At 54.4% G+C, this 19,409-nt stretch carries 22 protein-coding genes and 1 riboswitch; all 22 genes read right to left on the bottom strand.

Annotated features, from left to right (window positions below; all coding sequences use genetic code 11):
* Window positions 1-101: 101 nt before the first annotated feature.
* The 22 genes from cobT to pduF all read right to left on the bottom strand — a co-directional run bounded on the left by cobT (window position 102) and on the right by pduF (window position 19,107).
* Window positions 102-1,166: a nicotinate-nucleotide--dimethylbenzimidazole phosphoribosyltransferase gene (cobT, locus tag OGV52_RS23370; RefSeq protein WP_016156857.1), complete on the bottom strand. Its 1,065-nt coding sequence runs from the start codon at window positions 1,164-1,166 to the stop codon at window positions 102-104.
* A 24-nt stretch (window positions 1,167-1,190) separates the two neighbouring features.
* A complete protein-coding gene (gene cobS, locus OGV52_RS23365; RefSeq protein WP_016153511.1) occupies window positions 1,191-1,934 on the bottom strand; it encodes an adenosylcobinamide-GDP ribazoletransferase in 744 nt (247 codons plus the stop codon).
* On the bottom strand, window positions 1,931-2,476 hold the full coding sequence (cobU, locus tag OGV52_RS23360; protein WP_016153512.1) for a bifunctional adenosylcobinamide kinase/adenosylcobinamide-phosphate guanylyltransferase: 546 nt from the start codon (window positions 2,474-2,476) through the stop codon (window positions 1,931-1,933). The genes cobS and cobU overlap by 4 nt, the downstream gene beginning before the upstream one ends.
* On the bottom strand, window positions 2,473-3,993 hold the full coding sequence (locus tag OGV52_RS23355; protein ID WP_047357945.1) for a cobyric acid synthase: 1,521 nt from the start codon (window positions 3,991-3,993) through the stop codon (window positions 2,473-2,475). Before OGV52_RS23355 ends, cobU begins: the two co-directional genes overlap by 4 nt.
* Window positions 3,990-4,805, bottom strand: coding sequence for an energy-coupling factor ABC transporter ATP-binding protein (locus OGV52_RS23350; protein ID WP_016153514.1), 816 nt, complete (start codon window positions 4,803-4,805; stop codon window positions 3,990-3,992). Before OGV52_RS23350 ends, OGV52_RS23355 begins: the two co-directional genes overlap by 4 nt.
* 8 nt (window positions 4,806-4,813) lie before the next feature.
* Window positions 4,814-5,491 (bottom strand): energy-coupling factor ABC transporter transmembrane protein, encoded by a 678-nt coding sequence (locus tag OGV52_RS23345; RefSeq protein ID WP_181547957.1) that lies wholly within the window; start codon window positions 5,489-5,491, stop codon window positions 4,814-4,816.
* Window positions 5,478-5,759 carry an energy-coupling factor ABC transporter substrate-binding protein gene (locus OGV52_RS23340; protein ID WP_047499033.1) on the bottom strand — a complete coding sequence of 94 codons (282 nt, stop codon included), beginning with the start codon at window positions 5,757-5,759 and terminating at the stop codon, window positions 5,478-5,480. The genes OGV52_RS23345 and OGV52_RS23340 overlap by 14 nt, the downstream gene beginning before the upstream one ends.
* A 2-nt stretch (window positions 5,760-5,761) precedes the next feature.
* Window positions 5,762-6,499, bottom strand: a complete 738-nt coding sequence (gene cbiM, locus OGV52_RS23335) for a cobalt ECF transporter S component CbiM (protein ID WP_016153516.1) — start codon at window positions 6,497-6,499, stop codon at window positions 5,762-5,764.
* Window positions 6,496-7,209 (bottom strand): cobalt-factor II C(20)-methyltransferase, encoded by a 714-nt coding sequence (locus OGV52_RS23330; RefSeq protein ID WP_016156863.1) that lies wholly within the window; start codon window positions 7,207-7,209, stop codon window positions 6,496-6,498. The genes cbiM and OGV52_RS23330 overlap by 4 nt, the downstream gene beginning before the upstream one ends.
* Complete coding sequence (cbiK, locus tag OGV52_RS23325; protein ID WP_259686419.1) at window positions 7,206-8,000, bottom strand: sirohydrochlorin cobaltochelatase; 795 nt, start codon at window positions 7,998-8,000, stop codon at window positions 7,206-7,208. The genes OGV52_RS23330 and cbiK overlap by 4 nt, the downstream gene beginning before the upstream one ends.
* Before the next feature lie 10 nt (window positions 8,001-8,010).
* The gene (locus OGV52_RS23320) at window positions 8,011-8,796 is read right to left on the bottom strand and encodes a cobalt-precorrin-6A reductase (protein WP_287109238.1); all 786 of its coding nucleotides are present in this window, start codon (window positions 8,794-8,796) and stop codon (window positions 8,011-8,013) included.
* Complete coding sequence (locus OGV52_RS23315; RefSeq protein WP_053389629.1) at window positions 8,793-9,518, bottom strand: precorrin-3B C(17)-methyltransferase; 726 nt, start codon at window positions 9,516-9,518, stop codon at window positions 8,793-8,795. Before OGV52_RS23315 ends, OGV52_RS23320 begins: the two co-directional genes overlap by 4 nt.
* Entirely contained in the window at window positions 9,518-10,573 is a 1,056-nt protein-coding gene (gene cbiG, locus OGV52_RS23310) for a cobalt-precorrin 5A hydrolase (RefSeq protein ID WP_016153520.1), read from the bottom strand. The genes OGV52_RS23315 and cbiG overlap by 1 nt, the downstream gene beginning before the upstream one ends.
* Window positions 10,554-11,327 carry a cobalt-precorrin-4 methyltransferase gene (locus OGV52_RS23305; RefSeq protein ID WP_003030275.1) on the bottom strand — a complete coding sequence of 258 codons (774 nt, stop codon included), beginning with the start codon at window positions 11,325-11,327 and terminating at the stop codon, window positions 10,554-10,556. Before OGV52_RS23305 ends, cbiG begins: the two co-directional genes overlap by 20 nt.
* Window positions 11,320-11,889 (bottom strand): decarboxylating cobalt-precorrin-6B (C(15))-methyltransferase, encoded by a 570-nt coding sequence (locus OGV52_RS23300; RefSeq protein WP_016153521.1) that lies wholly within the window; start codon window positions 11,887-11,889, stop codon window positions 11,320-11,322. Before OGV52_RS23300 ends, OGV52_RS23305 begins: the two co-directional genes overlap by 8 nt.
* On the bottom strand, window positions 11,879-12,484 hold the full coding sequence (locus OGV52_RS23295) for a cobalt-precorrin-7 (C(5))-methyltransferase (RefSeq protein WP_019077093.1): 606 nt from the start codon (window positions 12,482-12,484) through the stop codon (window positions 11,879-11,881). The genes OGV52_RS23300 and OGV52_RS23295 overlap by 11 nt, the downstream gene beginning before the upstream one ends.
* Entirely contained in the window at window positions 12,478-13,614 is a 1,137-nt protein-coding gene (cbiD, locus tag OGV52_RS23290) for a cobalt-precorrin-5B (C(1))-methyltransferase CbiD (RefSeq protein ID WP_016153523.1), read from the bottom strand. The genes OGV52_RS23295 and cbiD overlap by 7 nt, the downstream gene beginning before the upstream one ends.
* Entirely contained in the window at window positions 13,611-14,243 is a 633-nt protein-coding gene (locus tag OGV52_RS23285) for a cobalt-precorrin-8 methylmutase (RefSeq protein WP_103847945.1), read from the bottom strand. Before OGV52_RS23285 ends, cbiD begins: the two co-directional genes overlap by 4 nt.
* Before the next feature lie 10 nt (window positions 14,244-14,253).
* A complete protein-coding gene (cbiB, locus tag OGV52_RS23280) occupies window positions 14,254-15,213 on the bottom strand; it encodes an adenosylcobinamide-phosphate synthase CbiB (RefSeq protein WP_287109236.1) in 960 nt (319 codons plus the stop codon).
* Complete coding sequence (locus OGV52_RS23275) at window positions 15,210-16,589, bottom strand: cobyrinic acid a,c-diamide synthase CobB (protein WP_200046990.1); 1,380 nt, start codon at window positions 16,587-16,589, stop codon at window positions 15,210-15,212. The genes cbiB and OGV52_RS23275 overlap by 4 nt, the downstream gene beginning before the upstream one ends.
* Window positions 16,590-16,677: 88 nt before the next feature.
* A riboswitch (cobalamin riboswitch) is annotated at window positions 16,678-16,852 on the bottom strand.
* Window positions 16,853-17,184: 332 nt separating this feature from the next.
* Complete coding sequence (gene pocR, locus OGV52_RS23270) at window positions 17,185-18,096, bottom strand: transcriptional regulator PocR (RefSeq protein WP_016153526.1); 912 nt, start codon at window positions 18,094-18,096, stop codon at window positions 17,185-17,187.
* Between the two features lie 201 nt (window positions 18,097-18,297).
* The gene (gene pduF, locus OGV52_RS23265) at window positions 18,298-19,107 is read right to left on the bottom strand and encodes a propanediol diffusion facilitator PduF (protein WP_016153527.1); all 810 of its coding nucleotides are present in this window, start codon (window positions 19,105-19,107) and stop codon (window positions 18,298-18,300) included.
* Between the last annotated feature and the right edge of the window lie 302 nt (window positions 19,108-19,409).

The following is a 19,409-nucleotide window of genomic DNA, read 5'->3' as shown; positions in this document are numbered from 1 at the left end:
AGATATCCGTTAATTATAGCTTTTATTATCTGTTTTAGTGGGTTACGCCTAAAATGCGCATAAAAAAACCCGCCATAAGGCGGGGTCAGGAACTCACGTAACTATGCTTCCTTACCATCCGGAAGCACAATATTGCTGGCGGCGAGCTGCCCCATGTTGTTGTACATTGCACAGGCGGCTTCAACAATCGGCATCGCCAGCGCGGCCCCGCTGCCTTCGCCCAAACGCATCCCCATATTGAGATACGGCTCCAGTTCAAGATGCGCCAGCGCGGTGCGAGCCCCCTTCTCGGCGGAGAAATGTGACGGGATCAGGTAAGGTTTAATCTGCGGCGCAATCTGGCAGGCCGCCAGCGCAGCGGAATAAGAGAGAAAACCGTCCAGCACAACCGGCAGGCCGCAGGAGGCCGCCCCCAACATCACCCCCGCCATGCCGACCAGATCAAACCCGCCTACCTTAGCCAGCACATCGATACCGTCATTGCGATCCGGTTGATTGACGGCAATTGCTCGCCGCACAACATCGACTTTATTGCCTACTCTTGAAAGCGGCAGGTTAGCGCCGATGCCCACTACATCCTCGGCATCGCTGCCGGTCAGCACGCTGACAATTGCCGCCGCTGGTGTCGTATTTGCCATACCAAGTTCACCGACGCCAAACAGCGTTACGCCATCTTTGGCCAGCTCATGGGTATAGCGAATAACCTCCAGCAGCAGCTCCTCGGCCTGCGAACGACTCATCGCCGGGCCTTGTGCAATATTGCCGCAGCCGCGCGCCACACGCATATTCACCACGCCAGGGATAAGCTCAGCATCGATGCCGACATCAATCACATGTACCTTTGCCCCCGCCTGAGCGGCCAGCACACAAACGCCTGTCGTCCCACGCGTCATATTAGCAGCCTGAATAGCCGTGACGATTTTAGGCGAAACGGCAACCCCTTCATCCCATACACCGTGATCGGCGCACATCACCAGCATCGCTTTGCCATTCACATGCGGTACGCCTTTCAGACCCGGCATTCCGGCCAGTTGCACGGCGAGCGACTCGAGCCGACCAAGACTTCCTGGCGGTTTAAGCAAGCCATCGACATGCTGCTGTGCACGCAGCATCGCAGCACTATCAGGTGAAGGGATTGCGTGGAGTAAAGAGGTTAAAGTCTGCATAAGGGTTCCAGTATGTTGGCTGACTCAGAGCAGAGCCAGCAGGAAAATCAACTCGCCAAGTTCAATGGCCGCGCCCAGCGTATCGCCGGTCTGCCCACCCAACGTGCGTTTTAATAACTGCCCAAGAATAAAAATCGCCACCATCGTAACAACCAGCGCCGCCACGCCGCGCATGCCCGGAAGAAGCACGGCAGCCAGGATCGCTGCAAATCCCAACGTGACGCAGGTTTGACGCCCGGTGACTTTACCGATAAAGACGTTGCCCAGCCCTTCTTCGCGGGCGTAGCGATGTCGATACATCAGTAAAACAGCGGTACCCCGCCCGGCGACACAAGCGGCTGCAAGCGCCGCCAGCATCGGTGTACCCCGCAAAGCCAGTTCGCTCACCACCAGCACTTTTGCCAACAACACGAAAATTAACGCCAGTCCACCGTGAGTCCCCAGGCGGCTGTCACGCATGATTTCCAGCATCCGCTCGCGTCGACGGGCCGAAAAAATACCGTCACAGGTATCCGCCAGACCGTCGAGATGAAATCCCCCGGTCAATAACGCCAGCGTGAGGACTGCAAACAGGGCCGCCAACGGCACCCCACACCAGGGCTGCAGCGCCATAAAGACCAGCCCCGTCAGCCCTCCCAGCACCACGCCAATTAGCGGGAACATCACAATGCCTCGTGAATAGTGCTCGAAATCCAGTCCTTGCGACCAGCGAGCAGGAACGGGCAAGCGACTAATAAAAGAGAGCATTGCCCAGAACAACTTACTCATTTAATTTTGACTCCAATTCCTGATACCACCAGCCAGACCTCATCAGCCGCCGCCGCCAGTCGCTGGTTCACACGTCCTGCAATATCGCGAAAATGCCGTGCCAGACGGTTCTCCGGAACAATCCCCATTCCGACTTCGTTAGTGACCAGCACAACCCTGGCCGGACAGCGCTGACAGGCTGCAATCAGCGAACGAATTTCATCCTCAATAGATTGCTCCATCGCCGCGTAATCCCAGCTATCCGGGTCGCTGTCACCGCCCAGCGCAAACAGCAGGTTAGTCACCATCGTGGTGATGCACTCCAGCAGAATGGCTTCTTGTGGATCGTTTGCTGCCGTAATCAGTTCATCGAGATGTTGCCAGCGTTCGGCTGTACGCCAGTGCGCAGGACGTCCGTCACGATGATGCTGAATTCGCGCAGCCATCTCCTCATCAAAAATCTGCGAAGTCGCGATATACAAAACGTTTGGAGAATCTGCGATCAGCGCTTCCGCATGCCGACTCTTGCCGCTTCGCGCGCCGCCAGTCACCAGAATCATCATACTGGCTCCCGGTGTTGCTGCATGATGGTATAAATTTTCTCAATATCGATGTGTTGCCGCATCGCATCCGCCAGCAGATCAAACTGCTGCGATTTATATTGCGCGTAATGGAAGGTGGAATCCAGCGGCGCTAACCCTTTACGTTCTCGCAGGCCATTAACCAGCGCACGGGTAAATTCATCGCTGTCGAACAGACCGTGAAGATAGGTGCCGAACGCCAGGCCATCGGCAGTGACCGCGCCATCAGCCACGTTACCGCCGTCTTTACGCAGCGTCATCACCGACCGGCATTCTTCAGTTAATGCCGTTTCGCCCATATGAATTTCATAACCGCGAACGGATAATCCCGCGGTACCCGCCAGCCAGTCCGGCAGCGAGGAGGACATTTGTCCTTCAACCAGGGTCGTGGTTTTGTGCTGGGCAAAATGCGTTACGGTATTGAGCAAGCCCAGACCCGGCAACGTACCGAGTCCTGACTCAACTTCATCAATGATGGTTTCGCCGAGCATTTGATAGCCACCGCAAATCCCCACTACGGGTACGTTATTACGATGTAATTGCACCACGCCATGCGCCATCCCGCTTTCACGCAGCCACACCAGATCGCCCAGGGTGTTTTTGCTGCCGGGTAGAATCACCAGATCGGCCCCCGCCAACTCTTCAGGCTGGCGAACATAGCGCACGCGCACATCCGGCTGTGCGGCAAGCGCATTGAAATCAGTAAAGTTAGAAATGTGTGGTATCTGAACAACGGCGATGTCGATGTCGCGTTTGTCTGTGCGCAAATATTTGCCCTTTTGCAGCGCAACGCCATCTTCATCTTCCAGATCAACGTCCAGCCATGGCATGACGCCCAGGACCGGAACGCCGGTCAGCGCTTCAATTTGCTCAATCCCGGAATACAGCAACGCCACATCACCGCGAAACTTATTGATGATCACCCCTTTTACCCTGGCGCGTTCATGGTCGTGCAGTAGCGCCAGCGTGCCGTAAATGGAGGCAAACACCCCGCCGCGGTCGATATCCGCCACCAGGACGACAGGGCACTGTGCCATTTCAGCCATCCCCATATTGACGATATCGCGATCGCGCAGGTTAATCTCAGCCGGGCTTCCCGCCCCTTCCAGTACCAGCACATCGAACTCCTGCGCCAGACTGTTATAAACAGACAGGATTTGATCCCGTAGTTTCGGTTTGTACTCGTGGTAGCTCACCGCATCCATATCGGTTGCCACTTTGCCCATCAGCACAACCTGCGCTTTACGATCGCTGGTCGGCTTAAGCAGCACCGGATTCATACGCACATCTGGCGTAATACCGGCGGCCTCAGCCTGAAAAATTTGCGCGCGGCCCATCTCTTTGCCCTCTGGCGTAATGCCAGAGTTCAGCGCCATGTTCTGCGATTTGAACGGTGCGGTACGCAGTCCATCCTGATAAAAAATTCGACACAGACCGGCGACCAACACGCTTTTACCTACATCAGATGCCGTTCCCTGCAACATTATTGCCTGCGTCATGACGCCTCCTTCAGTGCGTTCTCTCGCATACAGCTAAAAAATTCAGCCTCTGTTTTACACAGCGGGAAGCCCAGCTCGGTATGCAGCTTCACCAGCCAGGGCTGAGTTAATCCCGCTTGTTCAATAAGATCCGTCCGGGCAAACACATCACCCGGCGAGCCGTGTGTTAGTACTTCACCCCGGCGTAAAACGTACACTGCATCGCTGACTTCATAGATAAGATCGATATCATGGCTGGAGATAACCACGTGGTTTCCTTGCGCTACGATGCGTTTGATTATCTCAATCATCTGCGTGCGGCCTGATGGGTCAAGGCCCGCAGTAGGTTCATCCAGTAGCAAATACTGCGCCTGCAACACCAACGCCCCGGCAATCGCCACACGTTTTTTTTGCCCGTGGCTTAAACACTGAATAGGCTGATGGCGAAAATGCTGGGCATCGACCAGCGTGAGCGCATCATCCACCCGGCGGGAGATTTCAGTCTCATCCACCCCAAGGTTGCGCAGGCTGAAGGCAATATCGCTGTCGATATCGGTATAAAAAATTTGCTGATCGGGATCCTGAAATACGGTTGCCACCTGCTGACGCAGCGCCAGCAGGCCGCGCTTGCTGTAATCCAGCGGTTTGCCTTGCCACATCACCGCGCCTTCCTGCGGGCGCAGTAAACCACTCAGGTTCATAAACAGCGTGGATTTCCCGCAGCCATTAGCACCGACCAGCCCGGTCACGGCATGCGTTGAAAAGTCCAGCGTTAGCCCTTTGAGGATCGGGTCATCCTGATAGCGAAACCAAAGCGCTGAAGTGGCAAGCATACTTTTCCTTACAGGTGAAAATCACCCTGATACAGTTTGATATCCAGTGTGGTGGTCATTTGCTGGTAGCGGATCAACACGCGGGTAAACAGCAATCCCACCAGCATCGCCAGCGAGCGATAGCCCAACGGCAAGCTACGATAACCAAAACGTAGCGTTTGTGCGCGATGAATAGCCAGCGCCTCGTCTAACAGGATAAAAATAAAGCGCCAGGTTAGCAGGATCTGCTCAGTGAGCAGGCGAGGAACGTGCGCGCGTTTGAGTAAGATAATCAATTGCGGAAACGGCAGATTCAGTACCAGCCAGAACGTCGCCGCCAGCGCAGCCAGGCTGCGCCAAAAGGTTTCATTGGCGGTGACAAGCCCTGGCGCGCTAACGCCTAACCAATAGCTTCCAACGGGGATGCAGGCCAGCAGCGTCTGCGGATCGCGGCTAAAACTAAACAGAATGGTCACGACACCGACCGTCAGAAAACCAAACGGTAATGCCATCCAGCGACACCAGCGCCAGAAGGAAATGCGCAGCAGCCAGCAGCTCAGCGCGGCAATCAGTAACAGCTCAATACCCTGCCCCAACGGGGGCAGAGTAAACGCCAGAATCATCATCATCAGCCAGAGCAAAAATTTCCGCACGGGTGAGACATGAAACCAGCGGCTTTGGTAGCTAAGCCTGTCAAACCCGGTCATCACGGCGTTGCCTGCCCTTGGTGTAACCCAGAATGTAGAAAATCACGGCTGCGCCCAGCGATCCCTGAAGCGTAAACAGCAGGCTTTCAATCTCACCGCTTGCCGGTTCATACAACGGCTGGAACCACGGCTCATAATGTGGGGCAATTGCCTGAATCTGACTCTCCGCCTCACCGTCTGAGCCGCCGTACTCTCCACCATGGTTGATAAAGAACGGCAGGATCACCAGCGCCACTACCATCCCTAACAAAATCAGCGTCTTTTTCATCGTTAATGTCCTTGAGCGGTAATCAACTGCCGTTTGGTTAACTGGTCATAAATCATTACGGTGAGCAGACCTTCCGCTATCGCAATTGGGATCTGCGTCAGGCAGAAAATCCCCATGAACTTGATGATTGACCCCGTAGCACCGGCGGATGGGTCCGGGAACGCCACGCCCAGTTGCACCGAGGTCACGAAATAGGTGACGAGATCCGCCAGCATCGCGCACAGGAAGACGCAAACATCACGACGCAACCCCGCACGGCAGGCCATTTTCCACACCATGTAACCCACCACCGGGCCAATCACCGCCATCGACATGCCGTTAGCGCCAAGCGTTGTCAAACCACCGTGCGCCAGTAACAGCGCCTGGAACAGCAGGACGATTGCCCCGAGGATTGCCACCACGCCCGGTCCAAACAGGATAACCGCCAGGCCTACCCCGGTAGGGTGCGAACAACTTCCGGTAACAGAAGGAATTTTCAGCGCCGACAGCACAAAAATAAACGCGCCGCACAGAGCCAGTAACACTTTTTGGTGACTATCTTCCTGCACGATTTGGCGCAGCCGCACCAGCCCGTACCACAGGCACGGCAAAAACAGCAGCCACCAGGCCAGCGCCCACATCGGCGGCAAGAAACCTTCCATTATGTGCATGGCGAACGCTTGTTCAGGAACAACCATCAGTAATAGCGCCGCAGCCAACCCGCTGAAAGACAGCTGTTTTAGCTGTTGTTCAAGCTTCATTGTGCATACTCCCACTGTTTATTGACCAGAATGGTCGAGAAATAAGGCAGCGGCTGATCGTCGCTCACCTCATCGAGATGACGCCAGCACTGTTCACCCGGCAGCGTGGCTTCAGACATCATCAATGCACAGCCCAACAAACCCTCTTGTTGCAGCAGCGCTTTGATGCGCGCAAAACGACCGTATACCTTCATCAGCACCAGACTGTCATGCTGCTTTAACGCCTGCTGGATTTCCGCTTCCGGCGCGGTACAGGAGACCACGGCCAGTGACTGTTGCTCCATGGCGAGCGGCGTTTTTGACCGCGCGGCAATCGCAGCGAAAGAGGTCACGCCCGGGACGATTTCTAACCAGTCAGGACAGCCAATACGCTGGAGTAAAAAAACCCAGGTGCTGAACAGCATGGCGTCGCCAAGTGTAATAAAGCCCACCTGCTTACCCGCTTCGACTTCCTGAACCAGCGCGGCCGCAACGTCATCCCATACCGCCTCTTTTTCGGCGCTGTCAGCACTCATAGGAAAATGGCAGCAGCGAACTTCGGTCTGCTCGCCGATATATTCACGTACGATCGACAGCGCCAGACTGTCGCCACCTTTGCGCCCGGCGGGTGCATAGAGAATATCCAGCGTACCCAGCGTGCGTGCGGCCCGCACGGTGATAAGATCGGAAGCGCCAGGCCCGGTGCTTAATGCGTACAGTTTTCCGCTCATGCTGCTTCCTCCAGCGCCACATTAAGCGCCTGTTGTAAATGCGCCACGAACATAGCGCGAACCGCAGGATTCTCACCCAGACCACTGAGCCACGGCGTAGCCGGTATCCCGGCCGCATTGAACAATGTTTTCCACGAATCCTCTTCGTCAGAGGCCATATCATTGATGGCATGATCGCCAGCAACTAACATCAGCGGCATCAGATGCACCGCCGTCACCCCTTCCTGAGACAAACTTTCAATTAACACATCGACTTCCGGGTAGCTTTCCACCGCCCCAACCCGCGCCGGGTAGCGCTGTGCCGTCATCATATGGTCGAGGCAGGCATAGGCGGCAAAGGCATGATGGCTGGCACCGTGTCCCATAAACACCACTTTTTCATTTTCGCCAAGCACCGGCATTTGCTGTTGCAGCGCCAGCATCAGCAGGGCGTAATCGTCATGGCTGCTCAGCAGCGGAACCCCCAGCGTCAGGCGAGAAAAAAGCGGGCGCATGCTTTGCACTTCGCGGACAATTTTTTCGTATTCATCACCGTTGATAATGTGCAGCGACTGAATAGCCACGTCCTGATACCCCTGCTCCGCCAGCTTTTGCAGCGCCTGCAGCGGCGTGTCGATCTCAATGCCGTCGCGCTGCTTGAGCTTGCGGATAATCATCCCGGAGGTAAACGCCCGAAACAGGTCGCGGTCAGGGCAACTGGCTGCGAGATCGCGCTCGCAAGCCACAATATTTTTCTCACAGGTGTCGTGATAGCTGGTGCCAAAGCTGACCACCAGAAGCGCCTTTTTCATCTCTAACTCCTTAAGCAGCGGCCAGCCAGCGCGTTAAACGCGCCCCAAAGGCGGCCTGACTTTCCAGTAACTCTTCTCCCGTCACCAACGGTGCCGGACGTGTAATCACGATGCAGGGGATACCAGCATCCAGACAGGGTTGAACTTTTTCCTGATAACCACCTTCCGCACCGGATGCCTTAGTGATCACCACATCAGCCTGACATTGGCGATAAAACGCAGCGTTGAACTCGGCGCTAAACGGCCCGCACAATGCAAAAATCTCACCGACGCCAAATCCCAGGTCCGCGCATTGCTGAATAACCTCGGGTACAGGCAGGACGCGCGCCAGCAGCGTTTTTTCAGGCAACCCTTCGCGCCAGATAGCCAGATCTTTACTGCCGGTCGTCAGCAGCACGCGGTCACCGAAACGGCGCGCAACCTCGCAGGCTTGCTGAATACTCTGTACGGTATAAAGCTGCGGGTGGGTTAAACCGCTCAACTGCTCAGGGCGTTGATAGCGGCTCAGCAATACCCCCGCCGCTTCGCAGGCGCTCATGATGTTGCGGCTCACCATCTCGGCATACGGATGCGAGGCGTCTATCACCCAGCGCGTCCGATTTTCCTGTAGCCAGGCAATCATTTGTTCGCGCTCCAGACGCCCGCAGCGCACCTGACCTTTGATATCTCCCGCCAGTTGCTTCCCCGTTGGCGTCGCAACTGACAGGGTGTAGGCCACATTGGCTGCGTCCAGTTGCTGGCACAGCATGCGCGCATCGCTGGTACCGCCCATGACCAACACATCACCGTAATTCACAGCACATAACCTCGTGGCGTGATCATCAGGCCGTCCTGAACATAGGTTGTTTTGTTGCCAACGATCACAAGGCTGGTCATATCAACCGGTTCAAAGTCCATTTCACCCAGGGTGGTCAACCATTTTTCCTGTTTTTTACGTCCGGCTGACTTCACAATACCCACCGGCGTTTGCGCGCTCTTGCTGGTAGAAAGCAGCTCAAATGCGCGCGCCAGATGTCCTTCGCGACCCCGACTGCGCGGGTTGTAGAAACAGATTACAAAGTCTGCTTCGCCGGCAGCCACTATGCGTTTTTCGATAACTGGCCACGGTGTTAACAGATCGCTCAAGCTGATGTGGCAGAAGTCGTGCATCAACGGCGCACCCAGCAAAGAGGCGGCGGCAATACTGGCCGTCATTCCTGGGATCAGCCTGACCTCAACGTCCAGCTTTTGCTTGCTGACCAGCTCAAGCACCAGCCCGGCCATACCGTAAATCCCTGCATCACCGCTGCTGATCAGCGCCACATTGTGACCTGCCTGCGCCAGTTCGATCGCCGCCTGGCAGCGTTCAATCTCTTTGCACATCCCGGTTTTGATCACCTGCTTGTCGCCAGTGAACGCTTTTACCAGGTGGGTGTAGGTTTTATAGCCAACGATGATTTCCGCTGCCTGCAATGCTTCAACGGCTTCCATGGTCATCATTGCCTGCGAGCCAGGGCCAATTCCAATTACGCTTAACATCAGTGTGAAACTCCCAAAGTGATAGTGACGCCCTGTTCTCGCAGGGTCTCGCCTAACAGTTTTCCGTGGCTCAGCAGCCAGGCTGCAGGACCGGAAACGCTTCCTGTACCCACCGTTTTGCGAACAAACGATGAGGCCGGGAAGCGGTGTTCATGCTCACGCAGCGCGTCAGCAGTAAAGGTTTCGAAAGGAACGCGACAGCACGATGCCAGTTGGATAAGTCCCTGTTCATCTTTTTTCAGCGTGATACTGCCAATCGCTTTAAGCGCCAGCGGATCGAGCTGCTGGGCCTCGAGTTGCCTGGCAAGTAGCGCGGCCAGCAACGGGAACGGCGTGTCACGACGACAACCAATTCCGGCCACAACACGCTGCGGCACCAGCTTCCAGTGCGGAACAGGCAGATCGGGTAAGTTGGTGCGTAAGGTGATACACACCAGCGCATCCAGTTCAGGAAGCTGATTGAGATCGGTTACCGTGATAAAACCGCGCCGGTCGCAATGACTGACATCCTGCGTCAGTTCATCATCCCACCACAGCCCTACCCGCTTATTACTGACCAGCATCTGATTAACGATCTTCACCGCCGAACGGAAATCACTCATCCGGGCATTCAGTTGAAATGCCAGCGTATCCAGTGCCGCCATATCGTTGACATCCGTCGCAGTGGTGATCACCGGATCGGCGCCCAACATGCCCGCCAGATACCGCGCCAGCGCATTGGCACCGCCCGCGTGACCGGAGAGCAGGCTAATGACATGCTGGGCGCGTTCATCAATGACCACCACCGCCGGATCGCAAAATTTGTCGTTGACCAGCGGGGCCAGCACGCGCACCGCAATGCCGGTCGCACCGATAAAAATCAGCGCCGAGTAATTCGCAAACGCTTCGCGGGCGGTATTCGCAAAGCCGTTTTCGAAAGGAATGAATCCCTCCTCCAGCAGCTTTTCACTGGTAAAACAGGTGACCGGCAGCATGGCCGCCAGACGTTTTGCCAGCGTAACGCCTCCCGGGGTCAGGCAAAAAAGCGCAATTGACTCAGGCTTTACGGTATTCATGGCTAAAGTCCGCCGCATAGAGTTTGGAGTAGTGATACTCCGAGCCCAGGAAATTACCGACCAGAATAAGGGCCGTTTTACGGATGCCCGCATCACGAACCTTGTCGCCAATATCCGCCAGGGTACCGCGCACAGTCTGGCTTTCCGGCCAGGTTGCCTTGTAGATCACCGCCACGGGCGTGGTCGCCGGATAACCGCCTTCAATCAAACGCTCGGCCACACGATGAATACGCTGAACGGACAGATAAATCGCCATAGATGTCTGGTGACTGGCAAATGACTCCAGCTGTTCGCGCTCCGGCACCGGCGTGCGTCCTTCCAGGCGGGTAATGATCAGGCTCTGTGAGACCTCAGGCACGGTATACTCAACGCCCAACTCCGCCGCCGCACCAAGGAATGCGCTGACGCCGGGCACCACCTGCCAGTCAATCCCGCGTTTGGTCAGTTCCTCGCCCTGCTCGCGCACGGAACCGTACAGCGAAACATCGCCGGTTTGCAGACGCACCACGGTCTTACCCGCTTTCACTCCGGCTTCCATCAGATCAAGGATCTGCTCCAGATGCAGTTCAGCGCTGTCGTGGCATTCAGCACCAGCAGGACAATATTCCAGCAGTTCGGTGTTAATCAGCGATCCGGCGTAGATAACAACCTGCGCCTGCTGTAGCAACCGGTAACCTTTGAGGGTAATCAGCTCGCGATCGCCAGGACCTGCGCCAACAAACCACACGCTACGGGGATCAAAAATCTCAGACATGGTTTCCTTCCTTCTGACAGGCGATAACAAATACGGGGTTATTCGGTTTGAAATAGTGACCACTGCCAAGCGTGGTAAGCGAGGAAACCTGTAGCTGCAGGCAATCCACTCCCGGTACGCCAAGATGGTCCAGATGTGCCAGCGCGGTGTTGAGGTTTTCCTGGAGGATGAATGTCATCACCAGCCGCCCTGCGGGATGCAATTGACGCATTGACCAGTCAATCAGTTCAGTCAAATGGCCACCGCTGCCGCCCATGAAAATAGCATCGGCTTTTTCAGCGATGGTCATCGGCGCAACACCGGGAAAAATGTCGATGTTTGCACAGGCAAAATGCTGGCGGTTTTCATCCAATAACCTGAGCGCCGCCGGGTTACGCTCGATTGCCGTCACGCGCAATCCAGGGTATTGCAGCGCGGCTTCTATCGACACGCTGCCGGTTCCCGCGCCAATATCAATCAGGTGACTGGCGCGGTGTAATTCAAGTTTTGAGAGGGCAAGTGCACGTACCGCTTCTTTGGTCATCGGCACTTTCTCTCCACGTAAAAACAGCTCATCTTTCATCAAGGATCACCACTGCATTCATGTCATAGTCGGCGTTAACTTCGTTCACAGGCAGGAAATGGATCCGTTCGTTTTCCATTGCCAAGTTTTCGCCAATCACCATCCAGCGATGTCCCTTGCCTCGTGCAATGAGCTGCTGCGCAATTTCACGCGGGCCGCACTGCGCATCTGTCACCATCGCCACCTTGTTATGTCGCGCCAGTTCATCGAAACAGACGCTGCGACCATGGCTACTGGTCAGCCACATATCGTTCATATCAATACCGGACTGCGCACACAGGTACTGCACCGCGCTAATACCGGGAATAATGCGCACATTTTCAATACCAAAATGCGCCACCATGCGCGTCCCGATGCCGTAAAACAGCGGATCGCCAGATGCCAGCACCACAACGCGTTGCTCCTGGTGCGCGCAAATCCAGTTCAAGAGTTCGAGAATATTGGCGCCGAGAACAAACTGTTCACCGGTAAAATCCGGGAATTGCTGCAAATGTCGCTTTCCACCGACCAGAACATCAGCCGTTGCGACCGCTTCACGCGCAGCAGGCGTCATCAAATGCAAACCGGCTGGTCCCATCCCTACAACGGTTAACATTGCATCTCCTCAGCAATCTCTGCGACCGGGCGATTACTTCCAAGCACCTGATTATCAAAAGAGAACATGATGGCGTCACAGGTCGGGGGATTTTTGGTAAAGCGCAACGTTTGCAGGACGCGCATACAGATGCGCTTAGCCAGATGGTTGTAAATGTGCTGAAAACCGTATGCTTCTATGTGTTCCATCGCCGCCTCGGTGGTATCGCAGTCGCTGACCAGCGTGAGCAGTTCCAGCGGCGCCCCCAGTAACGCGAGGTGGGCCACCAGCGTTTCCATGCGAGCATCGGCAATATGGCTGTGGGTATGAAAGATCCCCGCCGCAATTTTGACGAGCTTACCAGGGTGTCCCACCAGCACAATTTGTCGGAACCCCAGGCGTACGGCTTCTTCAATCATGTAGCCGACAAAATTGCTCATAGTGACCACAACCTGGGTGTCGATCCCCATCTGCTCACGCACAAAACGTTCGCCGTGGTTTCCTGGCACCAGTACGACACGCTCCAGCCCCGCCGCTCGTTTAATTTCCAGTTCCAGCGACAGTGAACGTTTCCAGCTTTCTTCTGACATCGGCGTGACGATCCCAGTCGTACCAATGATCGAAATGCCGCCCAGAATGCCAAGGCGGGAGTTGTAGGTTTTTTGTGCCCGCTCTTCGCCTTCCGGCGCGAAAATTTCAATTTGCGCCCCACGATTCGGACCAATCGCCTCACGAACCGCAGACTCAATGGTCTGGCGAGGTGTGCGATTAATCGCCGAACTGCCCACTGGCAGGCCGATCCCTTTGCGGGTTACCGTGCCAACGCCTTCCCCGCCCTGAAGGGTTATCTCTTTGCTATCGTTTAACGTCACGCGGGCAAAAATCAGCATGCCGTGGGTGGCATCCACATCATCGCCACCGTCTTTGCGGATGGCGGCTATCGCCTGCTGTCCTTCGATATGCGGTGACTCTACGTTCAGACACAGCGTCACACCTGATGGCGTCACGATAGAAACCTGATGGATCAGGTGCTGGCGCAATACCATCAGCGCCGCCACTTTTGCCGCCGCCGTCGCGCACGATCCCGTGGTATATCCTTTACGCAGCGCTTTACCGTTGTGCCACACCGGCGTATCGAAGGACTCGCTCATCGCGCCCCCTGCATGTGATAAAGCATGGCGTTGACGATCGCGGCGGCAACGTTACTTCCCCCTTTACGACCTAACGCAGCAATGGCGGGTAGATTGCTTTGGGTCAGTGCATCTTTCGACTCTTCTGCACCGACGAACCCAACCGGTACGCCAACTACACCACTGACGTCCACATCATGCTCAAGCAGGCGGAACAGCGCTGTCGGCGCGTTGCCAAAAACAAACAGCTTTTCACCCTCTTCCTTCACCGCAATGTCAACGGCTGCCATTGACCGGGTAATGCCCTGCTCTTTTGCCGTCCGCACGACCCGCGGGTCGCTGATGTAACAGCGGCATTCGCCACCGAATTTTGCCAGCAGCGTTTTATTAATCCCGGAAAGGGCCATAGTGGTATCGGTATAAATCACGCTCGAACGGCTAAGCGCCGCACAGAACTGCTCCAGCACATCACTGGAAAACCACAGAATGTCCAGCCAGTCGAAATCCGCTGTCGTGTGAATGACCCGCTTGATAATGGCTTCATGTAACGGGCTGGCAAACTGATAGTCCGGGCGGGTTTCACGGATGATCTCGCCAATAATGTCGAAACTTTTGGCCTCAATCGCCTGGGGTTGCTGGATATATTGCATTGTGTTGTCCTCAGGCTACACCGACCAGCAGCCACCGCAGCGCAATAAACAGCGCCAGTGCCAGCATCGATGCCACCCACATCAATCGAATCGTATGGGAAATGTCGTCTACCGAAATGTCGCGTTGTGCATCACCGATCCACGGTTTCTCAACGCGCTCGCCAAAGTAGTCATTAGGACCACCCAGACGAATTCCTAATGCCCCGGCTACGGACGCTTCTGACCACGCGCAGTTTGGGCTGCTGTGGTTGTAGCGATCGCGCCAGCCAATCTGCAAAGCACGCGTGCCGTCATGGCGACATAAAAATGCCGCTGCGCCCAGCAGCAGCCAACTTAGTCTCGCGGGAATATAATTTGCGACATCGTCCAGACGAGCGCTGACCATACCGATAGCGCGGTATTTTTCATGTTTGTAGCCCACCATGGAGTCAAGGGTGTTTACTGCTTTGTAGGCCATCGCCAGAGGCGCACCGCCGAGGAGCAAGAAGAACAGCGGCGCGATGATGCCATCAACGGTGTTCTCAGCCACGGTTTCCACTACGCCGCGATTAATCTGCTGTGGCTGTAATTGCGAGGTATCACGTCCCACAATCCATGACAGCTTTTCCCGACTTGCAGCAAGGTTACCGGCACGTAGCGGACGCTCGACATCCTGCGCGGCATTTGCCAGGCAGCGCCCGGCCAGCACGGTAAAGATCATCCAGACCTCAACCACCCAACCAAGCCAGGGATGAATAGAGTGCGCCAGCGCCAGTACTCCCCAGGACACAGCCCAGGTCAGCCCCACCACCACAATCCACATCACCCCGCCACCGATGCGTAGCGCACGGTCGCTATGGCAGTAACGCCGAACAACTCGCTGCACCGCAGAAATCAGATTGCCAATCCAGCGCACCGGATGCGGCCAGTTCTGCGGATCGCCGATGATAAAATCAAGCAGCCAGGCAACACACCACGCGAGGATGGTCATAGTGCGCTCCTCGCGGCTGCCAGCCAGTGGTTAAGCATCTGCGGACGTTGAGCAAAATGAACGTGTAGATAGCTGGCGAAGGTATTTCCCACCTGCCAGCCGCCGGACCAGGCTTGCAGCGTTTTGCCATCGCGCACTTTGCGACAGTTCATCACCGCGGAGGTTTCAGGGGTAAAATCGGAGTAGTGGAATTCATGTCCGCGCAGCACTTCGCCTTCTGCAGCTAACAACGTTTGCTGCGCGGCCTGCGCTTCGCAGTAGCCAAATCGGGTCAGACGTTTTCCCATTTTGCTGTGACCGGGAATGATATCCGCCATCAGCCAGGTATCACCCTGGCTGTCTTCCAGCGAACTGCCGAGATACATCAGCCCCCCGCACTCGGCATAAATCGCGACACCCTGCTGGTGCGCCGCCCGCAGTTGGTTAAGCATTGCAACATTACGGGCCAACGCCGCAGCATGTAACTCAGGATAGCCGCCCCCCAGCCAGATCATCTGACAGTCGGGTAAACAGGTATCGTGCAACGGGCTAAAACGGACAATCTTAAGCCCCGTGCGCTCCAGTAGCGTAATGTTGTCCGGGTAGTAGAAATTGAACGCTTCGTCATCGGCGATGGCAAGCGTTAGCCCTGCCCCGGCGTCTGCGGCGGGCAGCGCAGGCCATTCACCCGCAGGAAGCGTGTCTAACTGGCTTAATCTCAGCAGCGCGTCGATATCAAGGGTTTGCTCCAGCGTCGCGGCAAACGCCTGCCACGGCTTCTGGTTGATAACCGACTCACGCGCGGTAACCAAACCCAGATGACGCTCAGGAAGCGCAACGCCTTCCATACGGGGAACGTAGCCTAAGACGGGTACAGCGCAGTAACGCTCAATCGCCACTTTCAGGAGCTGGTAATGCGTTTCGCTGTTAACCCGGTTAACAATAACGCCGGCAATATTCAGGGTTGGATCAAAATGCTGAAACCCCATTACCGTCGCGGCGATCGAGGTGGAAACGGCTTTGCCATCAACCAGTAGGATAATCGGACAGCCTAACTGTTTGGCCATCGCGGCGGTGCTGCAGTAGTTTGGGTCGGTGCCGTATCCATCATACAACCCCATAACGCCTTCAATAACGGCGATATCCGCATGTTGCATGTGCTCGCGAAATAAAGCATTCAGGGTGGGGACGGGAAGCATGAAGCTATCAAGATTGCGGGAAGCAGTGCCGCATACCGCGGTATGCCAGCCGGTATCAAGGTAATCGGGGCCTACTTTGCAAGGCTGGACGCGTAAACCGCGTTTTTTCAACAAGCTCAACAAGCCCAGCGTCACCGTGGTTTTACCACAGCCGCTTCCGGTACCTGCAAGAACAAAAGCGTGAAAATTGGCCGCCATACCCTGATCCTGTTCAGGGTGGTAGGGGTGTAAAGATACCCAGTCTCTCGACTGTATGCATCTGAACCACCCACTTCCCACCGAAGTTGTTGGTAGTCACTGACAGGCAGGTCTTCTGGCTTAGCGTCATCCTCACCCGTCCTTCCCAATCTTGCGATCAGTGGTCAATACGGGGTCGTCAGCATCACAGCAGCGGGGGCTGCGGGGGATTCTCACCCCCTTCCCTACCACAAATGTGGCAAACCTGTCAGTTCAAGAGCCTGATTAATTAAGCTCTCTGTTATGAGGTAAATTCACGACCTCATGACAATAATTCAATTTAATATCTTGCCGGGTTCATTCAACCAATTACCTGGCATAAACCCACTTATTCATATGCTCGCATTCTGAATGAAAGTGCCAACAAAGAATAAAGAAAGTCATTCACAGAGACACTGTATCTCATCACAAAAATAAAAACTGGTGCAGTTTATCCCTCTAATACTAATATTTTGTTGCGCTATGACAATTTATTGACTGCTGTCGCTACTTTTCATTTTATAATGACTGGCATAGCGCCCTATATCAAAAATCGGCAATAGCAAAATATTGCCATTTAAGCGGATTCGCCACGTGAAATGACATTTATTTGCTGGCGAAATGCCTGCGGCGTGACCTGATACGTTTGACGAAAAACTTTGCAAAAATAACTGGTTTGCGAAAATCCTAAATTACGCGCAATGCTGGCTATGCTCCAGTCACTGTGGCAAAGCAGCTCTTTTGCACTGGCCATTCGCTGCTGGTTTACCCATGCGTTAAAACCGATACCATGATATTTTTTGAACAATTTGCTGAAATAGTAAGGGCTAAGGTAAACATGAGAGGCGACATCCTCCAGACGCAATTCGTCTGATAAATGCGCATCAATATAGCGCAGTGCTTTTTTCATTTTGCTGTCATGAGGATTGGTGCTGCGGTTAGCGCGTACTGGCTCTGACTGCTGCGGGTTATCTTTGATAACCACAAAATTAAGTTGTTTCTTAAGGCAATTTTCTACGATGAGCTTCAGCAGATCCGCTGAGGCGATGACTCGCGAATAGTCCATTTCCGGTACATTACGAAACTCGTTGACCAGTTCGGGATCGGCTTGCCAGCGGTCATCTACATTCAGAATATCAACCAAACCAACATCGTTACTTAAGCGTACCTGGCCACAAAGCACAAACCCTACCAGGTGCCCCGCAATGACCAGCGGAATTGAGAAATCGGTAAGTCCGGCGTGACAGCGATAGATGCAGGGTTGATCGGATTTAGAGGCTTCCAGCCCTCCACAGCGATCGCTCATACGACAACGGGTACTGTGCTGAGGATGCTGGCGCATCAACTGGCAAAAAGGGGTGAAATTAAAAAGCTCAGAAATTTCATCACCGTGAATATTGACAACCACAACGGCCAGACTGGTGGCCTGCGCAAAATCCTGTGCGATTTTATTAATGAGTTCTGAGTTCAGGGCACTCGCAGAAATCATGATAAAACCTCTCAGTTAATTTATTGTTATAAATAAAACATATTATTCACATTCATTTTCACCCTGCCATCCTGAGCATTGATGAAAGTCGTAATTGAACATAACAAAAGTCTCCCATTCTTGGGAGACTTTTTGGGCAGTTCAGGATACCGGATCACGAAAACAGTTTTTACTTTTCAAAAATAAACTTCTTCTGTGAAGCTAGCTCTCATTTTCGTCCAACTTACACGTATTACACGGTAAATTTTTGCCAATCAAATAACGATAAATTGCTGCACCCGCGCACGCGCCGATGATAGGGGCCACAATCGGTACAATGAAATAAGGGATATCACGCCCACCAGTCATCGCAACATCTCCCCACCCGGCCATCCAGGCAAACAATTTAGGACCAAAATCACGCGCCGGATTCATCGCAAATCCGGTGAGCGGACCGGTGGATGCGCCGATAACAGCAACCAGAATACCAATCAGCAATGGTGCCAACGGACCTTTAGGTACGCCGTTACCGTCGTCAGTCAGCGCCATGATCATCCCCATAAGAATGGAGGTAATCACCACTTCGACCAATGCTGCCTGCCAGACGCTGAGCGCCGCCGCAGGATAAGTACTAAAAATACTGGCAAGGTGCAGGCTTTCCAGACTGCCGCGCACCATCTGGTGGGCCGACTCGTACTCGGTAAACAGACTGCCGTAGAGCAAGTAAGCCAGCAAAGCGCCACCAAAGGCCCCCGCGACCTGCGCCACAGTGTAAGGTAAAACTTTGCGCCCCGGAAAACAGGCAAACAGCCACAGTGCGATGGTGATAGCAGGGTTGAGATGCGCGCCAGAAATCCCGGCCGTCAGGTAGACTGCAAGCGAGATCCCCAGACCCCAAATGATGCAGATCTCCCACAATCCCAGGCTGGCACCTGCGACTTTCAGAGCGCTCAGGCAGCCAATACCAAAAAACAAAAACAGCCCGGTACCCAAAAACTCAGCAATGCATTGCGCTTTTAGTGAATCGTTCATTGTGACACCTTCTAAGCAGAGTTCGTGTCTTTACCAGCGGACTCCTTACTGGCAAGTAGAATACTTCGAGGCTTACTATAAAAGGCCGTATCAGCAAATTGTTGGCATTCTGCGGATAGCTTGCCCTTTAAAATCGTGGTGCAATAGCAAATTCTTGCTACGCACTTTATTAAAACATTAGAGACAATCGGGATTACGCGTATTACACGGACATTTTCAAAACAATAAAATATTGCTATTAGCAGAAATCCGTTTTCAAACCACCATCACAATTTCATTTTTTCGCATAGCAAATGATATTT

Origin of the sequence: Citrobacter sp. Cb041 (assembly GCF_030336655.1) — a bacterium.
In the GTDB taxonomy this organism is placed as follows: Bacteria; Pseudomonadota; Gammaproteobacteria; order Enterobacterales; family Enterobacteriaceae; genus Citrobacter; species Citrobacter braakii.
Note: the sequence above shows the minus strand (reverse complement) of the source record. Positions and strands in the feature narration are given on the sequence as shown.

What these genes read in the sequence shown, in the direction of transcription:
- cobT (WP_016156857.1), bottom strand. Translation starts at nt 1,166, where the DNA reads ATGCAGACTTTAACCTCTTTACTCCACGCAATCCCTTCACCTGATAGT.
- cobS (WP_016153511.1), bottom strand. Translation starts at nt 1,934, where the DNA reads ATGAGTAAGTTGTTCTGGGCAATGCTCTCTTTTATTAGTCGCTTGCCC.
- cobU (WP_016153512.1), bottom strand. Translation starts at nt 2,476, where the DNA reads ATGATGATTCTGGTGACTGGCGGCGCGCGAAGCGGCAAGAGTCGGCAT.
- OGV52_RS23355 (WP_047357945.1), bottom strand. Translation starts at nt 3,993, where the DNA reads ATGACGCAGGCAATAATGTTGCAGGGAACGGCATCTGATGTAGGTAAA.
- OGV52_RS23350 (WP_016153514.1), bottom strand. Translation starts at nt 4,805, where the DNA reads ATGCTTGCCACTTCAGCGCTTTGGTTTCGCTATCAGGATGACCCGATC.
- OGV52_RS23345 (WP_181547957.1), bottom strand. Translation starts at nt 5,491, where the DNA reads ATGACCGGGTTTGACAGGCTTAGCTACCAAAGCCGCTGGTTTCATGTC.
- OGV52_RS23340 (WP_047499033.1), bottom strand. Translation starts at nt 5,759, where the DNA reads ATGAAAAAGACGCTGATTTTGTTAGGGATGGTAGTGGCGCTGGTGATC.
- cbiM (WP_016153516.1), bottom strand. Translation starts at nt 6,499, where the DNA reads ATGAAGCTTGAACAACAGCTAAAACAGCTGTCTTTCAGCGGGTTGGCT.
- OGV52_RS23330 (WP_016156863.1), bottom strand. Translation starts at nt 7,209, where the DNA reads ATGAGCGGAAAACTGTACGCATTAAGCACCGGGCCTGGCGCTTCCGAT.
- cbiK (WP_259686419.1), bottom strand. Translation starts at nt 8,000, where the DNA reads ATGAAAAAGGCGCTTCTGGTGGTCAGCTTTGGCACCAGCTATCACGAC.
- OGV52_RS23315 (WP_053389629.1), bottom strand. Translation starts at nt 9,518, where the DNA reads ATGTTAAGCGTAATTGGAATTGGCCCTGGCTCGCAGGCAATGATGACC.
- cbiG (WP_016153520.1), bottom strand. Translation starts at nt 10,573, where the DNA reads ATGAATACCGTAAAGCCTGAGTCAATTGCGCTTTTTTGCCTGACCCCG.
- OGV52_RS23305 (WP_003030275.1), bottom strand. Translation starts at nt 11,327, where the DNA reads ATGTCTGAGATTTTTGATCCCCGTAGCGTGTGGTTTGTTGGCGCAGGT.
- OGV52_RS23300 (WP_016153521.1), bottom strand. Translation starts at nt 11,889, where the DNA reads ATGAAAGATGAGCTGTTTTTACGTGGAGAGAAAGTGCCGATGACCAAA.
- OGV52_RS23295 (WP_019077093.1), bottom strand. Translation starts at nt 12,484, where the DNA reads ATGTTAACCGTTGTAGGGATGGGACCAGCCGGTTTGCATTTGATGACG.
- cbiD (WP_016153523.1), bottom strand. Translation starts at nt 13,614, where the DNA reads ATGAGCGAGTCCTTCGATACGCCGGTGTGGCACAACGGTAAAGCGCTG.
- OGV52_RS23285 (WP_103847945.1), bottom strand. Translation starts at nt 14,243, where the DNA reads ATGCAATATATCCAGCAACCCCAGGCGATTGAGGCCAAAAGTTTCGAC.
- cbiB (WP_287109236.1), bottom strand. Translation starts at nt 15,213, where the DNA reads ATGACCATCCTCGCGTGGTGTGTTGCCTGGCTGCTTGATTTTATCATC.
- OGV52_RS23275 (WP_200046990.1), bottom strand. Translation starts at nt 16,589, where the DNA reads ATGGCGGCCAATTTTCACGCTTTTGTTCTTGCAGGTACCGGAAGCGGC.
- pocR (WP_016153526.1), bottom strand. Translation starts at nt 18,096, where the DNA reads ATGATTTCTGCGAGTGCCCTGAACTCAGAACTCATTAATAAAATCGCA.
- pduF (WP_016153527.1), bottom strand. Translation starts at nt 19,107, where the DNA reads ATGAACGATTCACTAAAAGCGCAATGCATTGCTGAGTTTTTGGGTACC.